Here is a 21315-nt window from a genome sequence, read left to right as displayed (position 1 = left end):
GTCTTTTGTGTTGGTCTTTTGTGTTGGTCTTTTGTGTTGGTCTTTTGTGTCAGCCTTATGTTTCACTCTATTGGCCTATGCTTTATTCCGCAAGTTAACAAGCCCATTCGTAGTCCCATCCGGGTACATTATTTCCCCGCTTCCATCACTGCTGCCATCGCCTGCAGCAGCCGACGACAATCTTCCATTCCTTTGACAGCAACACGGATATGCCCGGGTCCAAGGCCCGGGTACATGGCGCAGCTGCGCACTAAGATCCCCAGGCGTCCCAGCCGGTTCTGCATCTCCTCTGCACTCCATGGGGTCGGCAGACCGCAGAGCAGAAAGTTGACCTCACTGTCCGGCACCTCGCAGCCAAGCTTCAGCAGTCCCTCCCGCAGCTCTGTACGCGCCGCAGCTATTAAACTCCGTGTCTCCTGCTCATACTTCCTGCCACTCTTCAGACAAGCTTCTCCCGCCAGAAGCGCAAGCCCGTTGACGCTCCAAGTCACCTGCTTCCCGGTCATCGCGGCGGCAAGCTCCGGGGACGCAATGGTGTAACCAAGCCGCAGCCCGGGAATGGCGTAGAATTTAGTCATTGACCTCACCAGCACCGTATGCGGATACCGCTCTAGTTCCGACTGCAATGTATTCCGCTGCTCTTCCGGAATGAAATCGTTAAAAGCCTCATCCACCGCCAGAAATGTGCCGCAGCGTTCAGCCTTCTCCGCCAGTTCCTTAAGTTCCTCAAGGGGATACTGGACGCCGTTGGGATTGTTAGGCTGTCCCAGGAAGAGCAGATCTACCTGTTCCAGCAGCCCGGCAATCTCCGTCAAGGAAGCCCTATAATCCTGTTCTTGGCTCCCGCGTACCGACACCACTTCCGCCCCGAACTGCTGAGAAAGCTGGCGGTACTCAGAGAAGCACGGCTCCACAATGCCAACCTTACGCGGAGCAACCGCGAGCAGCAGCAGCGCCATGCATTCTGCCGCACCGTTGCCTATGGTCAGCCAGCCGCTGCCCACGCCCAAACTCTCCGCAAGCATGGACTTCAGTCTCCGGTGGCCCGGATCGGGATAGGCAATAACAGCGGAAAGTGATTCCCGCAGTGCCTTCAGAACACCGGGCGGCGGACCCAGCGGATTAATATTGGCACTGAAATCGAGGAAAGTGCCTCCCCCTGTTCCGTACAGCTCTTCCGCCGTCAGCAGATCACCGCCGTGGCCGTATTTTTCCAGCATGACAAGCACGTTCCTTCCTCTAACTTCTCTTTTGTGAAATCAACTCTTTTAGTTTACAATAGTTGCTGTATTCTATCATGCGGCAACGGAGGAACGCACTATGATTTTTATCGATAACAACGGCATAACAGACGCATCCATCAATCTTGCAATTGAAGAATATGCCCTTAAACATCTTCCGATGGATGACAGCTATCTGCTCTTCTATATTAACAGCCCGTCCATTATCATCGGCAAACACCAGAATACCATAGAAGAGATCAACCAGGAGTATGTTAAAGAGCACAATATCCAGGTCGTTCGGCGTTTGTCCGGCGGCGGTGCGGTATACCATGACCTCGGCAATCTCAACTTCAGCTTTATTACTAAAGATGACGGACAGTCATTTCATAATTTCCTGAAATTCACCCAGCCGGTCATCGATTATCTGCAAAGCATGGGGGTTAACGCTGAGCTCAGCGGACGCAATGACCTTCAGGTCGGAGAACAGAAGATTTCAGGCAATGCCCAGTTCGCAACGCGCGGACGGATGTTCAGCCACGGAACGCTCATGTTCAACCTCAACTTGGATGATGTACAAGCCTCGCTGAATGTGAATCCGGAGAAGTTCAAGTCGAAGAGTACCAAATCCGTTCGCAGCCGCGTAGCTAACATTAAAGAGCTGCTAGGTACTGATATGACCATTGAGGAGTTCCGCGAGGGGCTGCTGCGTTCCATCTTCGGTATGGAGCCTTCTGAGGTGCCTCAGTACAAGCTGACAGACGCCGATTGGGTCAAAATCAATGAAATTTCGGAGCAGCACTACAAGAACTGGGACTGGAACTACGGCCAGTCGCCGAAGAGCAATGTGAAGCATATGCGCAAATTCCCGGCGGGACTTATCGATATCCGCATGGATATTGAGGATGCACGCATTCAGGATATCAAAATCTATGGCGACTTCTTCGGAGTCGGCGACGTAGCCGATGTGGAGAACGTACTGCGCGGCAAACGTTATGAAGATGCCGAGGTCAGAGAAGCCCTCTCCGGGCTTGATCTGAAGCATTATTTTGGCCGGATCGAACCCGAGGACTTTATCGGTCTTCTATTCCTGGAGGAGTAGAGCGCCGAGGTGTCACAAGCGATAAAATACAAAGAGGACGATCTGCCTGTATGCAGAACGTCCTCTTTTTGTCATGTATTCCATCTGCTCTGGAGCGCACGGTCTATATGTATGGCAGCCCCAGACTATGTCTTCTAATCAACCAACCGCATCTGCAGCGGAGAAGATGACGATCCCTTGACCGGTAATGGTATCGATGTACGCGGCACACGTTCCGATCTCCTGATAATCATTTTCTCGCGCCCTTGCCTGATCTACACGGTAAAAGGGTTCTTTCATCTTCTTCAGTTCATTACGATTCTCTTATGGAGTGAGTATGAACACATAGAGAACCAATGCCAGTGTCAGCATGATGCACAGGTTCTCCACAGCGCTGCCCCTCTTCGTCCCGGTGCTCATCAGCTTCAGCCGAAGCTTAAAGGGTAGCGGCGGGAGCGGTGTGATACCATTACGGGTCAGCGCGTCCGCCAGAAGATGCAGCATGTAAGATAACCCACCGGCCATCCACAACCCGCCGTTGTCATTCATCCCGGAAGAAGCGAAATAGAGCAGCGCTGACCACCCGGCAGCACCATACAGCGTATGGGTCAATCCGCGGTGCGGAACAAACGCAGAGACCACAAGCACACAGGCTGCGATGTAGTTCCAGGGTTCATAATCGTCTGCGAAGGCGAACAGCCCCAGAGCAATCAGCAGCATCACCAGATGCCGTAGCTTTCGGCCCGGGAAGAAGGACACACTGCCTCCCAGAAGGGCGAGTATGATGTTCCATGGCGGCGCAGCAACACCGCCGAAATAGATAAAGGCAGCTGCCCCGAGCAGGGCGATCTGGAGGAGTCTAAGCATAAAATCCGGGATGGCCTTGCGGACCAAAAGTGAATTCGGCTCATCGATATCAGGCAGAAGGGAGCTTATTGCCGCTGCGGCAACTACGGGAAGCGTGATGTCACGGCCCAAGAGACCCATCACGGACAGTGTTACTCCGGTGCCGATGATGAAATGGGATTTCCCCATCATAGAATAACCGCCCCTTTCTAAGATGTAATAAATAGGAACAAGTGTGCGGTTATCGAAGTATACCAAGACCTCTATCGTTTGTCCAGCTCCGGCTCCTTGGCTCTCTTTTATGCCGGATTCGCTTGTCGTATATGCCATTTTAAGATACAATTTGGACAACTTGACCATGCCATCCTTGCCGGAGGGCAACTGCCGGAGAAAGGATGACCTGATCTTGAACCGCTCTAGAATTGCCGATCTGAGCCTGCTGCTGGTGGCTATGATGTGGGGATGCACGTTTCTGATCGTGCAGGGTGCCGTCAAGGTGCTGCCTCCGCTGGCCTTTAACAGCATCCGGTTCACGGGTGCTGCTCTGCTTCTGGCACTGATTACTGCTGTCTTCTACCGGGGAGAATGGTCGAAGATTAGCTGGAAGATGGTCCGGCATTCCCTGCTGCTCGGACTATTCCTGTTCCTGGGCTATGCCTTCCAGACCGTCGGGCTGCTGTATACGACAACCTCCAACACCGGTTTTATCACCGGCCTGTCGGTTGTGCTCGTCCCGTTCTTGTCGCTTGCGCTGCTGAAGCAGTCCATCTCGCGTTATACGTGGCTTAGTGCCATACTTGCCGCAGTCGGGCTCTATCTTCTTGCGTTCGCCGGATCGGCGATGTCGCTGAATAAAGGAGACGCGCTGGTACTGCTCTGCGCTGTAGCCTTCGCTCTTCAGGTCGCCTATACCGGAGTGTACGCTCCGAGGTATCCTGCGCTGCCGCTCGCAGCCTTGCAACTGGCTTGCGTGGGCATCCTGAGCATTGCCGGCTCGCTACTCTTCGAAGGAGTGGCGCCGCTGGCTGGAGCAGGACAGCTTATTGGCAAGCCGGACGTGCTATGGGCACTCCTCGTGTCCATCGGGCCAACGAGCGCCTTTGCCTTCTGGATCCAGACGGCCTGCCAGAAGTACACCACACCTTCACGCGTGGCGATTATCTATTCCACCGAGCCGGTGTTCGCCGCCTTCACGGGTCTGGTCTTCGGCGGGGAGCGGCTTGGAGCCTCCGCTGCACTGGGTTGTCTTTGTATTTTAGCCGGAATGCTCATTGCCGAACTAAACCCTGAACCCGGCCGGTTCAAGCAATATTTGTTCACTTACAGATTATTCAGAAAGAAATAAGGAGAGAAACAAACATGTACAAACTGATTGCCATCGATATCGACGACACCCTGATCAATGACGACAAAGAGGTAACCCCAGCCACGCAGGCCGCGCTGGAACAGGCCGTAGCTGCAGGAGTAGTTGTAACCCTTGCAACAGGTCGTGCCTACGCATCTGCACAAGCCATTGCCCGCCAGACCGGACTTAACGTGCCGATCATCACCTACCAGGGTGCACTGGTGAAGAACCTGATGGACGAGAAGGTGCTGTATGAGCGTTATGTCCCGCAGGATGCGGTACGCAAGCTGTTCGAATACTGCGTGGAGCATAATCTGCATCTGCAAACCTATATCGACGACAAGCTTTATGCCCGCGAAGAGAACCAGAAGCTCATCGATTACACCGCCCTGAACAAAACCAAATATTATGTAGAACCAGACTGGGAGAAGCTTGTTCCGCAAAAAACACCTAAAATGCTGATCGTCGACGATCCCGACTTCCTGGATGAGCTGTCCCCGATTCTGCGTGAGCTGCTTGGTGATTCCGTGCACATTACCAAATCCAAGCCGCATTTCCTGGAAATCATGCATCATGAAGGCACCAAAGGAATTGCCCTGGAATTCCTGGCGAACCATTTCGGCTGTGACCTCTCTGAAACCATTGCCGTTGGCGACAGCTGGAACGACCACGAAATGCTCGAAGCAGCCGGCCTCGGCGTTGCCATGGAGAATTCAATTCCTGCACTCAAGGAGATTGCCGATTTCATCACTTACAGCAACAATGAAGACGGCGTGAAGCATGTCATTGAGAAGTTTATTCTGCAGGATGCCGGACAGCAGGCGTAATTCCTTCATTAAGGTTCATTAAAATAAGCCAGTCCAAACACTTGTAACAAGTGCCGGGCTGGCTTTTTACTGTTCACTAGAGCCCTATGAAGTCATAGAGCTTACTATCTTTAACAATTGTTTAACTTCAGCCATGTTCGTGAAATCAGAGAATACTATAAATTCATCCTTATATCTCAGCCTTATTTTTTTGGGAAAAAGCAGCATATCTTTCGATTCTCTGAAACTGGCAATCTCATTGTACTCATACATCCATTGAAGTCCTTCACCGAACATGTGATCAGCACAGAATAGCAGCCTCTCGTTCGTAGCTACCAGAACCCCTCCTCTGGAGACATAACCCGGATTAATAGAACAGTGGGCCGTTGCAACAATCTCTTCGTTTGGATTTAAGTATTCATTGATCTGTTCCTGACTTGTTCTCACATCTATTCTCCTAGTCTATCTGCCTATAATTAAAATTCCGTTCCACGCACCTTGGCATATACCTTACTGTCATGCAGCTCCCCGTCTTCTCCACGCATGTTCCCGCGCAAAATCCCTTCCAGCGTAAACCCGGCACGTTCCGCAACGGCGGCGCTTTTTAAGTTCCGGCTGCTGCAGCGGATTTCAATCCGGTTAGCCGCAAGTTCACGGATTGCGAAATCCGTAATGCCGTGGGCTGCTTCCGTGATATAGCCTTTGCCTGAGCAGGAGGTTCTGATCCAGTATCCGATCTCGAAACAACGGGCATCCCAGTTGATCCGGTGCAGGCCGCTGCAGCCGATAAAGTCCCCGGTTGATTTATTAAAGATACGCAGGTGCAGATCCGAGCGCTCCAGAAACTTAATGCGTGCTTTGCGGGTGAAGCTCTCTGACTCCTCGAGTGACTGCATGCTCCTGGCAAAAGGCATCCACGGCCGCAGCTCCTCCAGGCTCTCTGCCATCGCCTCATTCAATATTTGACCATCTCCCCATAAGGGTGCGCGGATCAACAAACGTTCCGTTTCAAAGCTTTCCGGGAAATCCAGCATCATCGGATTCAGTTCACTACTCACAAGGCAACTCTCCATTCTTTTCATTCTTATTAAACTTATTACTCTCGCAAAATCTTAAATAAAAGCACTACCGATTGTTATGTACGTAAAGTTTATTCTTTTATAGCATGCCGTCTGCCTTTTGTAAAACTTTTCCTATGATAAAAAAGACTGCCGGTCATCTTCCGATGACAACCAGCAGTCCTCTATTCTTACCTGGCGAAATCATCCGGCTCTACAGCTAGCTCTGCCCCAGTGGAACACTCATCCCAGTCCGTGCCAGCTTCACGTTCTCCGGCAAAATATAGTCCTTATCCAGATCCACATCATGCGACATGTGTGTGTATATGGCACGCAGCGGTTTGACGTCCAGCAGCAGCTCTGCCGCCTCCGTCATATCGTACACGGAACGTCCGGCAAGCTCCGCCGCTTCATAATAGAAACTTGTCCCCAGCACCAGCAGATCCGCACCGCGCATCAGCCGCTTCTCCTCTTCACCGAGTGAGATGGAATCCGGGCAATAGACCCACGTGAACCCGTCTTTCTCCAGCCGGTAAGCGTAGGAGTAGCCATTCTTGCCGTGGCACACTCTCCAGGTAACGATATTCCAGCCATCCAGCGTAATGCCATCGTCGCAAGGAATCATTTCAATATGGCTGCGCAGCCACGGATACTGCCGGTCAATCAGCGGGATTACCTCCGCCGGAGCATACATCTGACCTTTAATCCCCAGCCAGCGGCAGGCATCCGCCCACTCCGGAAGTCCTCCAATATGGTCAAAATGGGCATGTGTCACCAGCAGCCTGCGCATACTGCGAAGCCCTTGGGCTTCCATCTGCTTCCGCCAATCGGGGCCACAGTCGATCACCCAGAAGTCACTGCCGTTATCAATCAGTACCGACGAGCGCAGCCGGGCATTGATCCCGCCGTTTCTCGCTTCAGCACACGTATCACAGCTGCAATAGACCCGCGGTACCCCCATGGCATCGCCCGTACCCAGAAACACCAAAGTATCCATACCTGTTCCCTCCCTGTATCTCTATCTTTCTAGCATAAATGTATCAGGCGAATAAAACGATGGTTCTATTGTACGTTGCAAAGCAGTCTGCCGCAAACAGAACCGGTATTTGTACCACGCCCCCGGCCGTTCGTTATACAATCAAAAACCGCCCATTGAATGGACGGCGCTTTAAGCGTTCTTAACTATACAATAGTATTACTGATGACTTTAAAGAAACCATTCTTCGAGGCTGTATCCATGATCTGATAAATGGATTGTCTCGCAGCATCGTTAAATAAGTACCATTGGTCTTCCGTAACGTCATGAATTAAAATTTTGGGGTATCCTTCTAACATATCCGCAGGAAATGATTCAATTAAATCATAAATATCATAACGCTGGATGCTCTTGCCTTCTGCATCCAGAAAATCATATTGTCCTTCTTTATAGTAAGATCCAAGAGTGTCTATCGTGTTCATCCATGAATAATGTGCAGGAGCCTCAACCTTACTGCCTTTGTTCTCTTCAAATATATTATACATTTCTGTGTTATAGGCGTTTCCTTCGTTCTGCTGCACCATTCCGCCCATGATCATGTGAAATTCCTGCTGCATGGATTTTACTTTTACCTGATTAATCACCAAAGCTTCGCTTTTGACGGTAACTGTAGAGTTCTTATAATCCACTTGGCTCCCAAACGTTTCTGAGAGAAAACGAAGCGGAACCATGACCCGTTCATTCTTAACATACGGCTTCACGTCCAAAAGAGAAGTTACCCCATTCTTCGTCAGGCTATTGCTGTTCAGCTTTAATTGAACTTTCGTATTGTGTTTCGTGATGGTAATTCCAGAGTTAGACCAATCAACCTTAGCCCCTAAATTTTCACTGATTACACGCAGTGGTACCATTGTACGCTCATTCCTGACCTCGGGCTTCACATCAGAAGAAATCACTACCCCATCAATCTTGATTTGAATGTTTTTGCCAGCCGCAGAAGCGGGTGAAGAAGAACTGGCTAGTACAAACACAAGCATAATCACCGAAAGTACGTGTTTCATGTTTTGACAATCTCCTTTAGGAAGTATTTTACCAGATTATAATCTCAATTCCATTATTTTCTTAGTATTCGATATCGTATCTTCATATTCCTTGCTGTCTATAACGTAACCAATACAAAATATGTTACAGCCGTTCGTTGGAGCTCCATCAACATCTTTATGCAAAACCAAAAAAGGCAACCACAGGGGTTGCCTTTCCGCATGTACCTACTACTGATGATAATCCATTCCTGTGACAAATACGGTGGCATCGAAATTCTTAGATCCCTGCCAGCACCTGATACCAGATCCCCTTCTTGGAATACAGGGTGGCCCGTACCTCATCCCATCCTCCAAGATACTGAATATCAAATAATCCGTCCGGCACGGGATAACGGCTTTCATTGGCCGCATAGACTGCCTGATCCACGGGACGGAATCCGTGCTTGGCAAAGACCTCCTGGGCCTCCGGTGTCGTTAAGTAGGCAACTAGCGCTTCGGCAGCGGGCCGTGTGCCCCGTGCATCAACATATTTGTCCACGACGGCAGCCGGATTCTCGATTAGGATCGTATTGTTCGGAATGATCACCTCGTATTTAACACCTTGGGCGATCCGGGCGAGCAGCTCGTTCTCGTAAGTAACAATAACATCGCCTACCCCATATTCAAAGGCTGCCATGGAGGCGCGGCCGCTTTTGTCCAGAGATTCCACGTTGGCGTGCACACTTTCAAGGAATTTCTTGGCTGCTGCCGGGTCCTTCACGCCCCCCTGCGCTTCGGACAACTTCAGGCCCGCTCCGTAGATGGCGTTAATGTCCCACTGCGCACCTCCTGAGGTCTTCGGGTTCGGATACAGCACTTTTATCCCGGGCTTCACCAGATCAGCGAAATCATGTATACCTTTGGGGTTGCCCTCACGGGTTCCCAGCGCTACAACAGAACGGGTGACCATACCATCTACGCCACCGCGCTCTTTCCAATCCTTCTGCACAAGCCCCGCTTTCACCAGCTTCTCAATATCGCTTTCCATAGCAAGCAGCGTAACATCCGCTTCAAATCCACCGGCAATAGCCCGCGCCTGGGTTCCCGAAGCTTCATAGGACTGCTGGAAATGCAGTTCCTGTCCCGTATCTGCCTTCCACTTCGCCGCAAACAACGGGAGGATCTCCCCCATGGCATCCTTAGCCACGCTGTAAGCACCAATGACAAGCGTGAGGCCGTCTTGGGGACTAGTAGCAGCTTCCGCCTGCTCCGTGTCCTTCCCGCTGCTGCAGCCGCTGACTGTGAGGACAAGCACCAGCATGATTAAGGCCGCAATCGTTCCGTGCAGTTGTCTGCTCCTTCTGCTTAACTTCATTCCGGCCCACAGCTCCTTATATTCGGCATTGTGATATTTCAAAGACAAGATTAGATGAAGACAGGCATCGGATCTACCTTGAGACGGTTCTCCTGAATCCAGCTGCGGTCCTCGTTAAACAAGTAAGCCCGGTGTACCAGTACGGAAATCTCCTGGCCCGCCTGAAGCGTTTCTTTCTCCAGCGAACGGTAAGTCGTAAGCTTATGACCGTTCACTTCCACCTCAACCAGCCATTCACTGCCTCGGAAATGCAGATGCTTCACGGTTCCCTGTTCCGTAGCCGACGCTATTTTGAATTCATGCAGACTGCCTACCTCGATATACTCGGGGCGGATCAGCGCTTTCGTCAGCTTACCACCGCCTGCGCCTTCAAAGCCCTTCAGCTCGGAAGCATTTTCGATCAGCGTAGATTCACCAATGAAGGTCGCTACAAACGGCGTCTTCGGTTCCTTATAGATGTCCCAAGGCGTGCCTTTCTGCTCCAGCCGCCCCTGGTTAATAATCATGATCTCGTCGGCGACTTCAATCGCTTCATCCTGATCATGCGTAACGAAGATCGAAGTAATGCCTACCCGCTCAATCAGCTCGCGCAGCCATGAGCGAAGCTCCTGCCGGATCTTGGCATCGATCGCCGCGAACGGCTCGTCGAGCAGCAGCAGCTGCGGCTCCGGGGCAAGCGCCCTAGCGAAGGCGACACGCTGGCGTTGTCCGCCAGACAACTGGTGCGGATAACGGCTTTCAAAGCCTTTTAGCCCTGTCAGCTCCACAAGCTCGGTCACACGGTCCCGGATTGCCGATTTATTTGCCTTCTTGACCTTGAGACCGAACGCGATATTCTCATACACTGTCATATGTTTGAATAAGGCATAGTTCTGAAATACAAAGCCAATACCTCGTTCTTGTGGTGGAAGGCTGTTGACGGTCTGCCCATGGAATACAATCTCCCCGCTGTCCGGAGTCTCCAGACCCGCCAGCATGCGCAGAATCGAGGTCTTACCGCCTCCGCTCGGACCCAGGAGTCCAATCAGGTGGCCTTTAGTTATTCCGAAGTTGACGTCCTTGACCGCATGGAAATCTCCAAAATGCTTATTTAATCCGCGAACCTCAACATGCATATCAGTGCACTCCCTTTCTTCGTTTCGTCCATTCCATCAAGAGCAGCAATCCTGCCGAGAAGGCAGCCAACACGAGCGCAATGCCACCCGCAGCCGTAACATTAAAATTCTCAACATCCTGATACACTAGCGTCGTTGCCGTCTGGGTTTTGTTCATAATATTGCCGGAGACAACAAGCACCGCTCCGAATTCGCCCAGTGAACGGGCTACCGTCAGGATAACACCATACATCACAGCCCAGCGGATCGACGGCCAGGTAACTTTCCAGAAGGTAGTCCACCCATAGGCGCCAAGTGTTGACGCAGCCTCTTCCTGCTGGGAGCCAATCTCCTGAAGCACAGGCATGACCTCACGAACCATTAGCGGAAAAGTTACAAACAGCGTCGCGATTATCATTCCGGGAACCGCATATACAATTTTAAGGCCAATATCCTGAAATACGCCTCCAAGCGCACTGTCCGGGCCGAGCAGCAGGACAATCATGAGTCCCCCGATAACGGGCGATACCGCATAAGGAAGATCTACAATGCTGTTCAGCAGTCCCTTCAGTCGCCGTCCAATCCAAGTGGCGCGTACCAGATACAAAGCCATCATAATTCCAAAGAGCGTATTAATCAGAGTAACCACGATCACGACAATGCCCGTCATCATCAGCGCATGCAGGGCCTCAGGCCGGGTCAGGGCATTCCAGAAGCCGCCAAAACCTTCACTGAAAGCACCTGTAGTCATTTTTACTAACGGAGCGATAATGAGCAGAATAAATATTAGATAAGTAACGGATATCCATAGTCTTCTCATGATCTTCTCCCCCTCAGCTGCACCATGTTGATCAGCCATAAGATAAGGAAAGAGAGGGTCAAAAGAATTACCGATACTGCCGCTGCCCCCACCGGATTATCGCTCTCCACTTCTCCAAAAATAAAAACGGAGGAGACGAGTGTCCGTCCCGGAATATTCCCTGCCACAAGCACGACAGCTCCGAACTCGGCAAGCGCCCGCGAGAAGGCTAACATGCCTCCGCTGACCATTCCGGGTACCATAGAAGGCAGAATAACCTGTAAGAATACCCTGCTCCGCGCTGCGCCCATGGTATAGGCTGCCTCCTCCTCGGAAGCATCAAGCTCCTCCAGCAGCGGTTGCACCGCCCGGATCACGAATGGAAAAGTTACAAAGATCATGGCAATAATAATCGCCGGCTGATGAAATACAATCTCGAACCCCAGACTTTCCGCCATCCGCCCGATCAGGCTTCCAGGTCCAAGCAGCAGCAGGATCATCAGGCCGCCAACGGCTGTTGGCAGAGCAAAGGGCAGATCCACAAGACTATTGAGGATAGCTTTTCCCGGGAACCGGTAACGCACAAGCACCCAGGCAATCATCGTACCGAGGAACACATTCATAAGAGCGGCAATCACAGCAAGTTTAATGGTTAATAATACCGACTTCCAGGCAATGGGGTCACTGACACTCTCGATAAAACTGCCGAATCCGAGTGACAATGAGTTGTAGTAGACGCCAAGAATCGGCAACACAATCAATACGACAAAATACAGCAGGATAGTTGACCGGAATCCCCAGGTCCATCCTTTGTGTCTCAGCAATGAATTCAAGACTTTGTCCCCCCCACCTCCGGATAACCGGTCGGTAATTACACCGTGCGCTTTTCAATTATTCCTATTAATATACTTGGTTTAATATAATCAATACTTTACCAAACGCAGCTTGCTACCGTCAATTACTTTCGAGCCGATTTAGGGTAAAATATTATTAACAACCTTTTAGGAGGAGATCCGCATGCTGCACACCTTCGAGATTTCGACCAGTAAACGGGATGAGATGCGCGATATTACAAGAGAGATCATTTCCACTGTCACAAAAAGCGGGATTCAAAATGGAATTGCCGTTGTTTATTGCCCGCACACCACCGCCGGGATTGCTATTAATGAGAATGCCGATCCTGATGTGAAACATGATGTGCTAATGAGGCTGAATGAAGTATATCCTTGGGAGCATCCGCAGTACCGGCATGCCGAGGGCAATACATCCTCCCACCTTAAATCCATCACTACAGGCGCTTCCCAGAGCATTATCATCCATGACGGTGAACTGTTACTGGGTCGCTGGCAAGGTGTATACTTCTGCGAGTTCGACGGCCCGAGACGACGCCAGTACTTCCTAAAGATCCTCGAAGGCTAAGATCAACTCCTAACCGCTATTTATAAAAAGAGGGCCGCTCCGGATTGGCACGGAGCGGCCCTCTATACAATATAAAGCTACTATCGCTTTCACTATGCGAAGTTATACCAATGCAACGCCCTAAAGTAAAAGCCCTTAAAAAAAATTCCTAGCTATAAACTGCGGCATAACACCTTAATATGAGAGACGGCCGCAGCCCTCACATCCTCGAAAGAGACTTTATCCTGAATATAATAAGAAATAAATCCGTGGGCGGACAAGAACAACGTCAGCGGCACACTCTGCCAGTCTTCTGTCACATAGCCCTCATCCTTCATATGCCGGCGCACGATGCCGGAGAATAACTCGAAACATCGTCCCTGTTCTGCACGGCAGTAAGCCAGCAGCTCTTCATCGCGGATCATAAACATAATTTCATACTGGTAAGGATGATCAATGCCAAAGCGGATAAATTCCAGAAGCAGCTGTTCCACCCGGCTCATGCCCTCTTCCGGAGGTTTGTTCATCGCCTGGTTCAGCAGCGTGGCTACATGGTTAAAATCTTCGACGACAATCGCGTAGAACAATTCCGCTTTTTCTTTAAAATGATAGTACAAGGAGCCGTGGCTATACCCCAAATGCTGTCCGATACTGCGCATTGAAATGGCCCGGTACCCTTTGGTAATGAACAGATGCCTCGCCGACTCCAATATCCTTTCCCTCGACAACTCCTGTTCCACTGCTCTTCTTGCCATATTCCTATTCCCCTTCGCTGTAGTAAAGCCGCTGGCCCTCAGTCACCTGAGCCTGCCCCTGGGTTAAATCTGTTATCCATGCAATAAATGCATCACCCTCATCATTTCGCGGCAGACAGCATAACGTCACTTTGTCCGTGAACAAAGTCTCGCCGGTCTTAATCCCCCGTCCCCGGAGCTCGTTCTCCACCTTGCCCAGCCAAGTATATTCGATTTCCACGAATACCTCTCGCCGCAGCACACGGGTGATGACCTCTCCAGCCTCCAGTGCCAGTACAGCGCCATCCGTATAAGCCCGGATCAGACCGCCTGCACCCAGCATGATGCCTCCGAAATAACGGGTGACTACAATTGCAACATTTTTAACGCCCTGGTTGCGGATTACCTCCAAAATCGGTTTACCGGCCGTTCCACTCGGTTCCCCGTCATCCGACTGTCTCTGGATTTCGTCTCTGTCGCCGATCACATATGCAGAGCAGTTATGTGTGGCATTCCAGTGTTTCTTCTTGATATCCTCAATAAAAAGCACCGCTTCTTCTTCGTTCTCCACCGGCATGACATGCCCGATGAAGCGTGATTTACGGATTACGATTTCCCGGGAGCCGGAAGAACGTACCGTCCGGTATTGTTCCAGCATAAGTGTTCCATTCCTTATATGATCTTGGTGTCTTGATATTATATAGGAGCAGCCCATGGTTGTATGCCTCTGGACTACTCCTGTGTTCAATTACATTTGTATAATAGTTACGCTGATCTTAGTCGTTCAAGCGAGCTTCCAGCTCCGCCTTTTCTTTCTCATAACCCGGTTTGCCAAGCAAGGCGAACATGTTCTTCTTATAAGCCTCTACACCCGGTTGATCGAACGGATTCACGCCAAGCAGGTATCCGCTGATGCCGCAAGCAATTTCAAAGAAGTACACCATATATCCGAAAGTATATGGAGTTTGGTCTGGAATTGTGACAACCAGATTTGGCACTTGTCCATCTGTGTGTGCCAGCAGTGTGCCTTGGAACGCTTTTTTGTTAACAAAGTCAACGGTTTGGCCAGCCAAGAAGTTCAGGCCGTCCAGATCATCGGCGTCACGCTCAAGCGTAATGTGATGACGAACTTGCTCCACTTGGATAACCGTCTCGAAAATGTTGCGGTTACCTTCCTGGATGAATTGACCCATGGAGTGCAGGTCCGTCGAGAAGTCCACGGAAGAAGGATAGATCCCTTTGAAATCCTTGCCTTCGCTCTCTCCGAACAGTTGCTTCCACCATTCCGACACAAAGTGCAGGGAAGGCTCGTAGTTTACAAGAATCTCAGTGGTTTTGCCTTTACGGTAAAGGGCGTTACGTACTGCTGCATATTGATAGGCTTGGTTTGTTGCTACATCCGGATTGTTGAATTCATCCGCTGCTGCAGCTGCACCTTGCATCATTTCTTCAATGTTAATACCTGCGGCTGCGATTGGCAGAAGGCCAACAGCTGTAAGTACGGAATAACGTCCGCCTACATCATCAGGGATAATAAACGACTCGTAGCCTTCTTCGGAAGCAAGCTTCTTGAGTGCGCCTCTCTCCTTGTCGGTAGTTGCATAAATACGTTTGCGTGCTTCTTCCTTGCCGTATTTCTTCTCAAGCTCAGCACGGAAGATACGGAAAGCAATCGCAGGTTCCGTAGTTGTACCGGATTTGGAGATTACGTTCACAGAGAAGTCTTTGCCTTCGATCAGATCGAGCAAGTGGGTGATGTAAGTGGAGCTGATGTTGTTACCGGCAAAATAAACTTCCGGCGTCTTGCGTTTGTCTTTAGACAAGTTATTGTAGAAGGAATGAGTAAGCGCCTCGATAGCTGCGCGTGCTCCTAAGTAAGAGCCTCCGATACCAACAACAATCAGCACTTCGGAATCGCTTTGAATCTTCTTCGCTGCCGCCTGGATACGGGCAAACTCTTCCTTGTCATAGGCATGCGGAAGATTGATCCATCCCAGAAAATCAGAACCTGCTCCGGTTGCGTTATGTAGCTGTTCGTGGGCCAATTTAACCGGCGCTGCCAGATTGTCAATTTCACTCTGGTTGAAGAAAGAAAGGGCTTTACTGTAGTCAAAATTAATCTTTTTGGACACGGTAATGGTTACCTCCTGTTTGTCTCTTTAGGTTTAACACGTATTGTTAGAACTTTATAATAGGATACTTTAATTTCGCGGTACTGGCAAGGTCTTAGGGCACACCTTGGCCTAACTGCCGCTTGAATCTTGAAGGTTCTGTGGAAGCGTTCCCTAAACCGCGAGTTCTCTCCACTGTGGTACATGCCTTTTACCCGTGTTAGAATATAGGGAAATTCATTGTGAAGGTGGACTAGTAATGAAACGTATTGGATTTATCGGACTCGGAACCATGGGGGCGCCAATGGCTTCCAACCTTCTGCGTAAAGGCTATGAAGTTACGGTGTACAACCGCACGGCAGCCAAATGCAAGCCGCTGGAGGAAGAAGGCGCGCTCGTTGCTGCCACTCCGCAGGCAGCAGCAGAAGGCAAGGATGTTATTATGACCATGATCAGCAATGATGATTCGATCCGGGAGGTGTTTTACGGCGAGAACGGCATTCTGGATGCCCTGAAACCCGGAGCGGTTGTCATTGATTCCAGCACCATTTCTCCCGGACTTGTGCGGGAGATTGCTGCTGCCGTTGAGGAACGCGGCGGGAGCTTCCTGGATGCGCCTGTTACCGGCAGCAAGCCCGCAGCGATTGAAGGTACGCTCGTATTCATGGTTGGCGGCAGCGCTGACGTAATCGAAAGCAACCGTGATATTTTCGACAGTTTAGGCCGTCTCCTGCTGCACATGGGGGATAACGGTAGCGGTGCCGTAGCGAAGCTGGCTCACAACACCGTAGTCGGCATCAACAATGTCGCACTAGCCGAGGGCTTCTCCATCGCCGTGAAATCCGGTGTACCCGCAGATAAATTCCTGCAGCTGGTCCAGAACGGGTCAGCAGGCAGTAAGCAGGCCGAGCTGAAAGGGCGCAAGATTATTGAGGGCGACTTCACTAACCAGTTCTCTCTCGCGCTGATGCTCAAGGATTTGAAGCTGGCTTCCTCTCTGAGCGATTCCACCGGCATTCCTTCCCCGATGCTGGGAATTGCCAAGAGCATGTTCCAAGCCGGATTTACCAAAGGCTACGGTGACGAGGATCTCTCCGCCGTAGTCAAATGTTATGAGGAATGGATCGGCCAGACCATGGGCGGACAATCTTCAGACAAGTAGGCAGAACGAGAAAAAGCAACCCCGGTTAAAGGGTTGCTTTTTTGTCGTTATTTTAATGAACAGGTCAACTATTCTTCGTTCGACAACTGACGCAGATCGTCCCGGGCTTCTTTAATTCCAGCAAGACTGTTCCGGTTGTTCTGAAGCAGGTTCTGCAGGGTTGCCGATAGCTCCTCCAGCGTTGCTGAAGCCTCTTCACTAATCGAAGCCAGATTCGTCGTCGAATCACCAATCGTGCCGGAAGATTCACTGATCCGGTTCATGAGTCCGCTATAACCTACAGAGAGTTCGTTTAATTGCGTGATAGCATTAGTAATCGCTTCAAATGAGCTCTTCGTCTCCTCCAGAATCCCGTCACTTTCATGCATACGGAGGCTAGCCTGACTCATCTTGGACCGTGACAATTCCGATTGAGCCGTGAAGCCCTGCAACTGTTCTGAAATACGGATGGCCGCTTGCGCGGTCAGATCAGCCAACTTACGGATCTCCATAGCTACAACGGCAAACCCTCGTCCGTGCTCACCCGCTCTGGCCGCCTCGATACTGGCATTCAGTGATAAGAGATTGGTCTGGGCAGCAATGTTCTGAATGGTGCTGCTGAATTGACTCGTCTCCGCAATACGGTTAATCAGTTCTATAGTCACCTGCTCAACAGAATTAATATCCTCTCTGAAATCGTCATTACTCGCGGAGAGCTTATCCATATAGCTTTTTCCCTGATCCGATAACTGTGCAGCTTCGTTCGTCTTCTCGAGCAATGTATGTATGGAATCGGACATTTCTTTAATCAGGGTATTCATATCCTTGATGGATTCGTTAATCGACAAGGTCGAGTCCACTTGTTCATTCGCACCATTAGCAATTTCATGGAACGCTATATTCATTTCTTCAAAAGAGTGGTTGTTATCTTCTCCAGCCTTTGTCACTGAGTTCAGATGTTCCGTCACGGTGTGCACATGCTCAATCACCATTTTTTTCTGAACTTCCTGTTTGAGCGAGAGCTTCTCCGCTTCTTGGCGGGCCACATCCATAGATTTGATCAACTGCGTAGATACTTTAAGGAGCGCAAATAGAAGAACAGCAATTAAAACATATACAATAAAAAACGTTGGCGCAGCAGTAGCCTCAATATGTACGAGATCCTTCTGAACCACAACGATAAAATACAACATTACAAAACCTGCACCGATGCTGATCACCGTCGGCCATAGCTTCATAAAGATCATGGATAGAATAATCATATAAAAGATCGAGAACGTATTAGCGATGTTTGGAGATGTGGATACTGACACGGAGGAACTTATAATTGTCGATGCAACGGCGACATAACAAATTTTTTGAATCCAGATTCGCTTAAAATGCAGATAGGCATAAACCCCGAGCCCGGCTAATTGAAGCAGCACCATAAGGATGGTATGAAACTCAATTCCGCCTTTACTTAATCCTACAATGCTTAACAGGGTAAAGAATGCCGTAAACGACATGGCGATAAAGACAACAAAGTTCCGCTTGACCATGTCTAAATCTACCACACTTAATTGCTCGTCTTTGCTGCTGTTGGTTGAGCGCCTATAAAACATTTTTCTCCACATGTAACCATCCACCTTCTACATCAGTTATCGTCCATTTTCTATATTTCGACATTCTTCTACATTTTCCTGCAAAATGACACAATATTCTTCTTGTTTTTTTGTACAGAACAACAAAAGAAGCCCCGCCAGCGGCGGGGCTTCTTTTAACATCCATAGATGCTACAACACAGGGTAAGAACAGCAGTAATCCGTAACTTCGAATACTTCCAGAGCAAATTTGGAGTTGCCGGGAACGTTGAAGGTCGCGGTTCCTTTAATCTCCTGCCAAATCTCTGCACCGGGCAGCAGCACTTTCAGGTCACCGGACAGAATCTCCATAATCTCCGGGCCATCCGTGCCGAATTCATAAACTCCCGGCAGCATAATTCCAAGAGTAACCTTGGAACCGTCCTGTAAAATAACCGTACGGCTGGTTACTTTACCGCCGTAATATACATTCGCTGCCTTGTGAACGGTCGCATTCGTAAACTGATTCATGTCTCGTGTCCTCCCCCATGGTATTGGTTGTAATTCTGGTGGTAATTCTACAGCAGTGCTTTTACGCGGCTGACTACATTTTCTACGGTAAAACCGTATTCCTTGATTACGGTATCGCCAGGTGCGGAAGCACCGAAGGTTGTAATGCCCAAAATGTCGCCTTGATCGCCGGTATAACGTTCCCAGCCGAAGGTTTGCGCCATTTCAATAGCAAGACGTGCTTTAACTTCCGGCAGAATTACTGAGTCACGGTAAGCTTTGTCTTGTTTCTCGAAGAGATCCCAGCTCGGCAAGCTGATGACACGTACATCAATGCCTTCTTCAGCCAGTGCGGCTTGTGCTTTAACAGCCAATTGAACCTCAGATCCAGTTGCAATCAGTTGCGCCTGCGGTTTGCCGTTCTTCGCTTCAGAAACTACATAACCGCCACGTGCGATGTTCTCGCGTACGCCTTCCACGGTTCCAGGCAGGATCGGCAGGTTCTGACGGGTCAGTACCAACGCTACAGGGTTAGATTTGTTCTCTACAGCATATGCCCAAGCAGCAGAAGTTTCATTGGCATCCGCTGGACGGATAACGGTCAGGCCTGGAATGATGCGCAGGGAAGCCAATTGTTCAATCGGCTCATGGGTAGGACCGTCTTCACCCACAGCAATACTGTCATGAGTCAGAACATAGGTTACCGGAAGCTTCATGATCGACGCCAGACGAACCGCCGGACGCAAGTAATCCGTAAATACGAAGAAAGTACCGCCGAACACTTTTAGTCCGCTGTGCAGGGCAATCCCGTTCATCGCAGCAGCCATACCGAATTCACGTACGCCGAAGTAGATATTGCGGCCTTCATAGGATTCAGATGTATATACAGGCAGGCCTTTCAGGTGAGTCATGGTGGAGCTTTCAAGGTCAGCAGATCCGCCTACCAATTGTGGAACGCCTGCAGCCAGACCGTTCAGTGCTGTTCCGGAAGCCACACGTGTCGATACAGCTTTATCTTCCGTAGTGTACATTGGCAGTGCAGCATCCCAGCCTTGCGGAAGCTCACCACTGATCGCCAGCTCAAACTGAGCAGCCAGCTCTGGATAAGCTTGTTTGTAAGCAGCGAATTGCTCGTCCCATGCTTGGTTAGCCGCAATGCCTTGTTCCTTCACTTCGGCAAAACGTGCACGAACTTCATCCGGTACAAAGAAATCTTCTTCGTACACCCATTTGTAGAAATCCTTCGTCAGCTTCGCTTCATCAGCACCCAGTGGGGAGCCATGCGTACCACCGTGACCGCCTTTACCTTGTTTGTTCGGGCTTCCGTAACCGATCACGGTCTTCACTTCAATCAAGGTTGGCTTGCCGCTTTCTGCTTGCGCTTCTGCGATTGCCTTCTCGATTGCAGGCAGATCATTACCGTCTTCGACGCGCAGCACTTGCCAGCCATAGGCTTCGAACCGTTTCGCTACATTCTCGGAGAAGGATATATTCAACTTACCGTCCAAGGAAATATCATTGGAATCATACAGTACAACCAGCTTGCCCAGCTTCAAATGACCAGCCAGTGAAGCGGCTTCAGAAGAAATGCCCTCCATCAGGTCACCGTCACCGCAGATTGCATAAGTGTAGTGATCTACTACTTTATGCTGATCTTTATTGTAAGAAGCCGCAAGCTGAGCTTCCGCCATAGCCATACCCACTGCCATACCGATCCCTTGTCCAAGCGGACCTGTGGTTGCATCTACACCGGCAGTGTGACCGAACTCAGGATGGCCCGGAGTCAAGCTGCCCCATTGGCGGAACTGCTTCAACTCTTCCATCGGGAGATCATAGCCGCTCAGGTGCAGCAAGCTGTACAGCAGCATAGAGCCATGTCCGGCGGACAGCACAAAGCGGTCGCGGTTAATCCATGTCGGATGATCAGGATTGTGCTTCATGGTCTTCGCGAACAATTGATACCCCATCGGAGCGGAACCCATCGGCATACCTGGGTGACCGGAATTCGCTTTTTCAATGGCATCAATAGCCAAGGTACGAATCGTAGTAATCGCCAGATTGTCTACCGTGGAATTCTCTTCTTTATGGATCGCCTGCTCTTTTGCCTGTTCAGTCATTAAAGTAATCCTCCTCTAAAAATCAAGAATGTCATTTTGACTATTATTGTATCACTAATGTGGAAGCATTTCCATTTCTTTTTGCAACCTTAGAATTCCATCACGATAGGTTTCGCAACTTGG

Annotated in this window: 22 protein-coding genes; 5 read left to right on the top strand and 17 right to left on the bottom strand. The window is 50.1% G+C overall.

Features of this window, described 5'->3' with window-relative positions; all coding sequences use genetic code 11:
• Window positions 1-128 precede the first annotated feature (128 nt).
• Window positions 129-1220 (bottom strand): threonine-phosphate decarboxylase CobD, encoded by a 1092-nt coding sequence (gene cobD, locus ACAN55_RS11950; protein WP_379132573.1) that lies wholly within the window; start codon window positions 1218-1220, stop codon window positions 129-131.
• Between the two features lie 100 nt (window positions 1221-1320).
• Between cobD and lplA the strand changes: the two genes are divergently transcribed.
• Window positions 1321-2322 carry a lipoate--protein ligase gene (gene lplA, locus ACAN55_RS11945; RefSeq protein ID WP_379132571.1) on the top strand — a complete coding sequence of 334 codons (1002 nt, stop codon included), beginning with the start codon at window positions 1321-1323 and terminating at the stop codon, window positions 2320-2322.
• Between the two features lie 138 nt (window positions 2323-2460).
• On the opposite strand, the gene ACAN55_RS11940 is transcribed toward lplA, so the two are convergent.
• Window positions 2461-2601, bottom strand: coding sequence for a hypothetical protein (locus ACAN55_RS11940; RefSeq protein ID WP_379132568.1), 141 nt, complete (start codon window positions 2599-2601; stop codon window positions 2461-2463).
• A gap of 24 nt (window positions 2602-2625) precedes the next feature.
• The gene (locus ACAN55_RS11935; RefSeq protein ID WP_379132863.1) at window positions 2626-3339 is read right to left on the bottom strand and encodes a metal-dependent hydrolase; all 714 of its coding nucleotides are present in this window, start codon (window positions 3337-3339) and stop codon (window positions 2626-2628) included.
• A 214-nt stretch (window positions 3340-3553) separates the two neighbouring features.
• On the opposite strand from ACAN55_RS11935, the gene ACAN55_RS11930 reads away from it, so the two are divergent.
• Together ACAN55_RS11930 and ACAN55_RS11925 are read left to right on the top strand one after the other, a co-directional pair.
• Window positions 3554-4492, top strand: a complete 939-nt coding sequence (locus ACAN55_RS11930) for a DMT family transporter (RefSeq protein WP_379132566.1) — start codon at window positions 3554-3556, stop codon at window positions 4490-4492.
• Window positions 4493-4506: 14 nt separating this feature from the next.
• Window positions 4507-5319, top strand: coding sequence for a Cof-type HAD-IIB family hydrolase (locus ACAN55_RS11925; RefSeq protein ID WP_379132564.1), 813 nt, complete (start codon window positions 4507-4509; stop codon window positions 5317-5319).
• Window positions 5320-5403: 84 nt separating this feature from the next.
• Here ACAN55_RS11925 and ACAN55_RS11920 read toward each other — a convergent pair whose 3' ends face one another.
• The 8 genes from ACAN55_RS11920 to cysT all read right to left on the bottom strand — a co-directional run bounded on the left by ACAN55_RS11920 (window position 5404) and on the right by cysT (window position 12455).
• Window positions 5404-5745 carry a PH domain-containing protein gene (locus ACAN55_RS11920; RefSeq protein WP_379132561.1) on the bottom strand — a complete coding sequence of 114 codons (342 nt, stop codon included), beginning with the start codon at window positions 5743-5745 and terminating at the stop codon, window positions 5404-5406.
• A gap of 29 nt (window positions 5746-5774) precedes the next feature.
• Entirely contained in the window at window positions 5775-6371 is a 597-nt protein-coding gene (locus ACAN55_RS11915; RefSeq protein WP_379132559.1) for a GNAT family N-acetyltransferase, read from the bottom strand.
• Window positions 6372-6576: 205 nt separating this feature from the next.
• Entirely contained in the window at window positions 6577-7353 is a 777-nt protein-coding gene (locus ACAN55_RS11910) for an MBL fold metallo-hydrolase (protein WP_379132556.1), read from the bottom strand.
• A 185-nt stretch (window positions 7354-7538) separates the two neighbouring features.
• The gene (locus ACAN55_RS11905) at window positions 7539-8393 is read right to left on the bottom strand and encodes a copper amine oxidase N-terminal domain-containing protein (RefSeq protein ID WP_379132554.1); all 855 of its coding nucleotides are present in this window, start codon (window positions 8391-8393) and stop codon (window positions 7539-7541) included.
• A 259-nt stretch (window positions 8394-8652) separates the two neighbouring features.
• Complete coding sequence (locus ACAN55_RS11900; RefSeq protein ID WP_379132551.1) at window positions 8653-9729, bottom strand: sulfate ABC transporter substrate-binding protein; 1077 nt, start codon at window positions 9727-9729, stop codon at window positions 8653-8655.
• Window positions 9730-9779: 50 nt separating this feature from the next.
• The gene (locus ACAN55_RS11895; protein ID WP_379132548.1) at window positions 9780-10844 is read right to left on the bottom strand and encodes a sulfate/molybdate ABC transporter ATP-binding protein; all 1065 of its coding nucleotides are present in this window, start codon (window positions 10842-10844) and stop codon (window positions 9780-9782) included.
• A 1-nt stretch (window position 10845) separates the two neighbouring features.
• On the bottom strand, window positions 10846-11643 hold the full coding sequence (locus tag ACAN55_RS11890; protein WP_379132546.1) for a sulfate ABC transporter permease: 798 nt from the start codon (window positions 11641-11643) through the stop codon (window positions 10846-10848).
• Window positions 11640-12455, bottom strand: coding sequence for a sulfate ABC transporter permease subunit CysT (gene cysT / locus ACAN55_RS11885; RefSeq protein WP_379132544.1), 816 nt, complete (start codon window positions 12453-12455; stop codon window positions 11640-11642). Before cysT ends, ACAN55_RS11890 begins: the two co-directional genes overlap by 4 nt.
• A gap of 184 nt (window positions 12456-12639) precedes the next feature.
• Here cysT and ACAN55_RS11880 point away from each other — a divergent pair, with 184 nt between their 5' ends.
• On the top strand, window positions 12640-13041 hold the full coding sequence (locus ACAN55_RS11880; protein ID WP_379132542.1) for a secondary thiamine-phosphate synthase enzyme YjbQ: 402 nt from the start codon (window positions 12640-12642) through the stop codon (window positions 13039-13041).
• Window positions 13042-13193: 152 nt separating this feature from the next.
• Here the strand turns inward: ACAN55_RS11880 and ACAN55_RS11875 are convergent, their stop codons facing one another.
• The 3 genes from ACAN55_RS11875 to ACAN55_RS11865 all read right to left on the bottom strand — a co-directional run bounded on the left by ACAN55_RS11875 (window position 13194) and on the right by ACAN55_RS11865 (window position 15886).
• Window positions 13194-13775 carry a TetR/AcrR family transcriptional regulator gene (locus ACAN55_RS11875; RefSeq protein WP_379132538.1) on the bottom strand — a complete coding sequence of 194 codons (582 nt, stop codon included), beginning with the start codon at window positions 13773-13775 and terminating at the stop codon, window positions 13194-13196.
• A gap of 4 nt (window positions 13776-13779) precedes the next feature.
• Window positions 13780-14412 (bottom strand): YigZ family protein, encoded by a 633-nt coding sequence (locus tag ACAN55_RS11870; protein WP_379132536.1) that lies wholly within the window; start codon window positions 14410-14412, stop codon window positions 13780-13782.
• Between the two features lie 118 nt (window positions 14413-14530).
• A complete protein-coding gene (locus ACAN55_RS11865) occupies window positions 14531-15886 on the bottom strand; it encodes a glucose-6-phosphate isomerase (RefSeq protein ID WP_379132533.1) in 1356 nt (451 codons plus the stop codon).
• A 238-nt stretch (window positions 15887-16124) separates the two neighbouring features.
• Between ACAN55_RS11865 and ACAN55_RS11860 the strand changes: the two genes are divergently transcribed.
• Entirely contained in the window at window positions 16125-17027 is a 903-nt protein-coding gene (locus ACAN55_RS11860; RefSeq protein WP_379132531.1) for an NAD(P)-dependent oxidoreductase, read from the top strand.
• 68 nt (window positions 17028-17095) lie between these two features.
• On the opposite strand, the gene ACAN55_RS11855 is transcribed toward ACAN55_RS11860, so the two are convergent.
• From ACAN55_RS11855 to tkt, 3 genes are all read right to left on the bottom strand, one after another.
• A complete protein-coding gene (locus tag ACAN55_RS11855; RefSeq protein ID WP_379132529.1) occupies window positions 17096-18619 on the bottom strand; it encodes a methyl-accepting chemotaxis protein in 1524 nt (507 codons plus the stop codon).
• 159 nt (window positions 18620-18778) lie between these two features.
• Window positions 18779-19096, bottom strand: a complete 318-nt coding sequence (gene ppnP, locus ACAN55_RS11850; protein ID WP_379132527.1) for a pyrimidine/purine nucleoside phosphorylase — start codon at window positions 19094-19096, stop codon at window positions 18779-18781.
• A 47-nt stretch (window positions 19097-19143) separates the two neighbouring features.
• Window positions 19144-21192, bottom strand: coding sequence for a transketolase (gene tkt, locus ACAN55_RS11845; protein WP_379132524.1), 2049 nt, complete (start codon window positions 21190-21192; stop codon window positions 19144-19146).
• Window positions 21193-21315: the final 123 nt, after the last annotated feature.

It is taken from the genome of Paenibacillus oryziterrae, from assembly GCF_042610485.1.
Taxonomy (GTDB): domain Bacteria; phylum Bacillota; class Bacilli; order Paenibacillales; family Paenibacillaceae; genus Paenibacillus_AQ.
This window is presented reverse-complemented; position numbering and strand designations above follow the sequence as displayed.